3 protein-coding genes are annotated in these 5,647 nt (G+C 49.8%); all 3 read left to right on the top strand.

Features of this window, described 5'->3' with window-relative positions; translation table 11 throughout:
• Positions 1-272 (top strand): integrase core domain-containing protein (locus tag G519_RS0137610; RefSeq protein ID WP_029198929.1); only part of this gene is annotated, 272 nt, incomplete at its 5' end.
• A gap of 448 nt (positions 273-720) precedes the next feature.
• Positions 721-4,206: an AAA family ATPase gene (locus G519_RS0137605; protein WP_029198928.1), complete on the top strand. Its 3,486-nt coding sequence runs from the start codon at positions 721-723 to the stop codon at positions 4,204-4,206.
• Between the two features lie 202 nt (positions 4,207-4,408).
• A complete protein-coding gene (locus G519_RS0137600) occupies positions 4,409-5,506 on the top strand; it encodes a chymotrypsin family serine protease (RefSeq protein WP_029198927.1) in 1,098 nt (365 codons plus the stop codon).
• The last annotated feature ends 141 nt before the right edge of the window (positions 5,507-5,647 follow it).

Raw genomic sequence — 5,647 nt, 5'->3', positions numbered from 1 at the left:
TGGACGAGAATCGTCCGATCGAGCACGAGCGCATACCGCCCAAGACCCCCAATATGAACGCATACATTGAGTCATTTCATAGCATTATTGAAAGAGATGTGTACACAAAAGAGTACTTTGAAACGTTTGAAGAAGCTTACCAAAGAGTACACACATACATTGAATTCTACAACCAACGGCGTTTCCACGGAAGTCTGCACAAAATGAGTCCAAGCCAGTACCATGCAGCTTGGGAAGCTAAAAAATTAGAAGCCGTAGAAATTGCGCTTTAGTGTGCTAGAGAAATGAGAAGCTGCGAGAGCGAGAGCATTTAGCAGCTAGACTCCATAATTAAGGGGCCGAACCGGATATGGCAATAAATGTGCGTTTTGATGCAAAAAGTGCAGCTAATAACGTCAAATATACGCAAATAGCTACTGTTTAAGAGAATTTGATGTAGTTTTTGCAGCTAAGTTTCTCGGAACTGGCTTCTGCGTGATAATTTGCTGCAGTTTCTGCAGTAGATTTTGCGCGGGGTGAATGAGCTAAAAGTTAAATTTGTGGAATTACTTCGAGGTGCACTTTTTGCTGCGGATTCGTTATAGGGAAAGCATTGTTTTATGCCCAATAAGTGCTTGTGGATAACTACGAATACCTAGGTTGTTTTTTTAATTAACAAAGAAAAAACAGATGGAACATATAACAAGAGATTCTAGCGTTTTTATGAAAGGAGGATTTGGCATGCGTCCAATTCAGTTGCAAATGTCCGGACTTCAGAGTTATCGGGAAATGCAGACGGTCGATTTTAGCCAATTAGTGGATGCGGGCGTGTTTGGCATATTTGGGCCCACAGGTAGTGGGAAATCATCGATTCTTGATGCGATCACGCTATCGTTATATGGCAAAGTGGAAAGAGCAAGCGGAGGCACGCAAGCGATTATGAATCATGCGGAGCAGACGCTGTTCGTTTCTTTTACGTTTGAGCTGACGAATGCGGCTGGCACTGAGCGTTATCGCGTCGAGCGGCAATTCAAACGCGGAGCAGAGTTGTCCATAAACGGGACAATTAGTCGGCTTTTACATATCAAAGGGACTGAGACCATTGTACTAGCGGATAAAGCGGGTGAGGTGAATCAGCAGGTACAGCATATTCTGGGTCTGTCTATGCAGGACTTTACGAGAGCTGTTGTGCTCCCGCAAGGGAAATTCGCAGAATTTCTGACGTTGACCGGCAAGGATCGTAGGCAAATGCTGCAGAGGCTATTTCACCTTGAGCAGTATGGAGATCATTTGAGCGCAAAGGTTAGTTCTAAAGTGAAAGAAACGGACAGCACAGTTAAGCAGCTTGCTGCAGAGCAGCAGGGGCTTGGGGATGCTTCAGAGAGAGCGCTAGAAGAGGCCAATGCCAAACTTCTGGAAGCAGAACAAGAAGCGGTTCGAAGTCGTCTTCATTTGGAACAGCAAGAGAAGTCTTATGACGAGCATAAGCAGGTTTTTCAGTGGCAGATTGAGAAAAAAGCGCTGGAACAACATACCCAAAAGCAGCAGGAGCAAGAGCCGTTAATCCTCGAAAAGGAGCAGCTTCTGCAAAAAGCAGAGCAGGCAGAAAAAGTGAGGCCCTATCTGGAACAGCATGCTTTGGCAGCCAAAGATGTGTTAACAGGGGAAACGCAGCTTAAGATTGCGGCAGCTTCCCAACAAACGGCGGAAACATCCTATCAGCAAGCTGTTCACAAATTTGAACATGCGCAGCAAGAGCTGGCTTCACAGGAAGGGCCGCTTTTGTTGCGGTTGGACCAGCTGCAGCAAGCCCTTATCATTCAGCAGGAGCTTGAACAAGTTCAAAGCCAAATCCAAGCCGCTCAGCTTCAAGAGGCGGAAGTCAAGGCGACATTAACGCATTTGCAGGCTGAAGTGAGTAAAAGCATTGAAACAAAACAAAAAGCCATTCTTAAACAAACCGAGCTTAAGGATCAGTTGAAGTTGGTTGAAACCAAATCGGTTTCCCGACAACTTTTACAATCCGCGTCTCAAGAAAAGAAAGCAATTGAACTACTCCAAGCCCAAGAGCTTGAAGCTAAGAAGGCCAGAGAAGAAAAAGTTGTCGCTTACTCAGCAGTAGAACAAAGCCAATTGCAATTAACAGGCAAGCTGCAAGCCTTTCAAGTTAAATTGTCAGGATGGCTGAAGGGGTTACAGGAAACTGGTTTACAGGTTAACTTGCAAGGTGCAGCGTTCACCCAATTCGTTCCTGCTTTACAAGCTTACAAAGAGAGACTGAAGCTGAGCTGGAAAAGGCAAGAGCGTCATGCATTGGCTGCGATTCTTGCCAGTGAGCTTATGGATGGGGATCACTGTCCTGTATGCGGTGCGACAGAGCATCCTTTAAAGCAGATTAGCGTAGTACCAGCTGAAACTGCCAATGATCTGGATGCAAATGAAGAACGGCTTCGACAAGTAGAAGAGCTGCTTCAGCTTGCAAAAGAGCATCAATTCACAGGGCAGCAGTTGCTGCGTAGAATCTCATCTGTTCATCGGCAGGCCGTTGATTTGGCGGCGGTCCTAGCCGCATCCGGTCAGGAACAAGCTGAATTGACCGGCGAACAGTCCTCTGAGGTATGGGGGGAGGCAGCTGCTGGGAAAGAAGCAGTTAATGCCAATCTTGGTGAGCTTCATGAAGATATAAGTTTTGAGGCTTTGTGTGAACAATGGAATGAGATGAAAACGAACCTGGATTCCTGTATTTTCCAGTCTGATGAACTTGAACGCGGTTTTCAAGGCTTACAGAAAGAGCATGCACTTCTTGCCCAACAATTCGTACAAGCAGGTGCTCAAATGCAAGCGGCTGCGAGCTTATTATCGGAAGCAGATAGCAGGTTAGCTTCAATAACAACAACGTTAGATGAGCAGTTAAAAGGTTGGCAGGAGCGTTATGAGGAGCTTTCATGGGAGGCCGTGGATCAGCAGCTTGAACAGCTTCTTGCCAATGAGCGATTAGCCGAGGAACTCCGCGGCCGAATTGAGAAGAGCATCCCGTTTCTTGACGAGCTAAACGGGAAGATCGACGAGCTCCAGCGCGCCGCAATGGAGCAGGATCGAACCGCCCTGCAGCTGCATGAACGGCTGCAGGGCTTGGCGCAGCTCGCCGCCGACAAGTCGCGGCAGCTTGCTTTGCGAGCGCCCGGCGCGGCTGTGCCGCAGCTCATCGCGGAGGCGACCTCCGCGCTGGAGCAGCTGCGGCAGCTCGCGCAGATGACCAAGCTCGCGCACGCTGCTGCGCAGCGCGAGCAGCTCCTGGCGGCGCAGCGCTACAGCGCCGCCGCCGAAGCCGCCGCCGCCGCCGCGCGGCAGCTGGCGCAAACCGAGCGCGCACTGCACAGCGCGCTCGCAGATAGCGGCTTCGCGTCGCGCGAAGCCGCAGAAGCCGCGGCGCTGGCGCCCGAGCAGCGCCGCCAGTGGGCGCAGCTCGCGGCGGAGCACCGCGAGCGCGAGCAGGCGCTGCGCGCCCAGCTGGCGCAGCTGGCAGCGAAGCTGCGGGGCCGCGTACTGAGCGCGGACGAGTGGGCGCAGTCGCAGGCGCAGCTGAGCGCAGCGAAAGCGGCCGCCGAGGCCGCGCTCGAGACGCGGGCCAAAGCGGCGCAGGGCGCGAGCGAGCTTGCTGCGCGGCATGCGCGGTGGTGCGAGCTTGAGGCGCGTCGTGTCGATCAGGCGGCGCAGCTGGAACGGCTTGGCAAGCTGCAAGCCGTGCTTAAGGCCAATGCCTTCGTCGAATACCTCGCCGAAGAGCAGCTCATGCAAGTTAGCCGCGCGGCTTCGGAGCGGCTAAGTGAATTGACGCGTCGACGCTATGCGATTGAGGTCGACTCTGGTGGAGGCTTTGTCATCCGTGATGATGCCAACGGCGGGGTGAAACGTCCGGTAAGCACGTTATCTGGCGGTGAAACGTTCCTTACCTCGCTAGCCTTAGCGCTCGCGCTTTCGGCACAGATCCAGCTGAAAGGGGAATATCCGCTGGAATTCTTCTTCCTCGATGAAGGCTTCGGTACGCTCGACCAAGAGCTGCTGGACATGGTCATCGGTGCGCTTGAGAAGCTTCATATGGACAGCCTAGCTGTAGGCGTCATTTCCCACGTTCCAGAGCTCCGTGCTCGTCTAGCTCGGAAATTAATCGTCCTCCCAGCAGAGCCATCTGGGCGCGGGAGCCGCATTGTCGTTGAGGAACTGTAAGCATGAAGTGACAATTGAGATGTAAATCTAATGAGTCTTTAAACAGTTATTCCCGACATATTATCCCTATCCAAGGCTAATGACGCTCCAACCGTCGTTAGCCTTTTTTACATCCTCCAAATCAACTTTAGGTGATGTCATCAAGCCGATTTGTACAAGTTGGCATACACTGCAAACATCTTTAGGGAAGAGGAGAATGTAAATGGCTACATTTAATGAAGCGCTAAAACATAAGAATAGAATTTCCTCCGTTTTATTAAAAAGAGCGGAGGTCATGGCTGTTGGTGTTGGTTATGCAGATCCAAGTAAACCGGCACTCGGAGCTGGCGTTATTGTTTATACGCATCAAAAAACCATCCCATCCAGTCTGAACAGCCTCAAAGGAATGGTTGCCAAAGCAGGCACGTCAGTTCCCGTTCGTTTTGTACCTTCTGGGAAATTTAAAACGAATGCCTCATCTACTAAACCGAAAGTCTTCCGTCCCACATTGTTTCGCAATAGAGTTCGTCCCGTGCCAGGCGGTGTGAGCATTGGTAAACCAGATCCGTTTGCTACAGGGACAGCAGGTGTGATTGTAATCAAAAACAACCAACTGTATATTCTGAGCAACAACCATGTTCTTATTAAAAACAACTCAACTGCTTTCTCAGCAACCGTGCAACCAGGTCCAGCAGATGCAGCGATTGCCGGAAATACCATTGGAAGAGCCTTTCAATTTGTTAGACTGCGCCCGGGTGAAGTCAATTTCCAAGATTCAGCGATTGCACTGCCGTTTTCAAATAGCCTATTGAATCCAAGATACTTAGTTAGTGCTTCTGGGCAGCTTGTTACAGTACCTGGTCATTTGTTAAGCTATCCTGTCGGTCTTCAAGTGTTTAAATCGGGACGTACAACAGGGTTTGTGAGAGGAACAGTAGAATCCAATAATGTGGATGTGCGTGTTTCCTATGGAGGAACTTTAGGGACATTATTGTTCCGAAATCAATCGGTTATTCTTGGGAATACAGGTGCTGTTTCGCTCCCTGGTGATTCCGGTTCCGTATGGCTTCGCTCAGCGGATCGCTTCGCTGCTGCGCTCAATTTTGCTGGTACAGCGGATGGTATGCGCTCGATTAGTAATCCGATAGGACTGGTGATGTCGACGTATGGTTTACGTATTGCCATTCCGGCCCCTGGTGGAACTTTCAAAGCCGGCGCGATTAAAGGGATTTCTCCACGAGGCAACCATTCTTACGTTCAGCCACTAACAGATGAACAACGTAAACGCACACGAGCTGTGCTAGTTAAGTCCTCTAAGTGAATCCTTTCTTTTCATAAAAAACCAATGAACTAAGTTCATTGTTTTTTGGCTCAACCTCAAAATCAGTGCTTGAATATTTAGCTTGAAAGTCGATGAAGATTACATTCAACTAAAATGCCCGCTTTGTATCGATCTGGGTTA

The sequence above is a fragment of the Paenibacillus alginolyticus DSM 5050 = NBRC 15375 genome, from assembly GCF_000422905.1.
Lineage (GTDB): Bacteria > Bacillota > Bacilli > Paenibacillales > NBRC-103111 > Paenibacillus_E > Paenibacillus_E alginolyticus.
The sequence above is the reverse complement of the archived record's forward strand: the minus strand, read 5'-3'. Positions and strand labels throughout refer to the sequence as shown.

What these genes read in the sequence shown, in the direction of transcription:
- G519_RS0137605 (WP_029198928.1), top strand. Translation starts at nt 721, where the DNA reads ATGCGTCCAATTCAGTTGCAAATGTCCGGACTTCAGAGTTATCGGGAA.
- G519_RS0137600 (WP_029198927.1), top strand. Translation starts at nt 4,409, where the DNA reads ATGGCTACATTTAATGAAGCGCTAAAACATAAGAATAGAATTTCCTCC.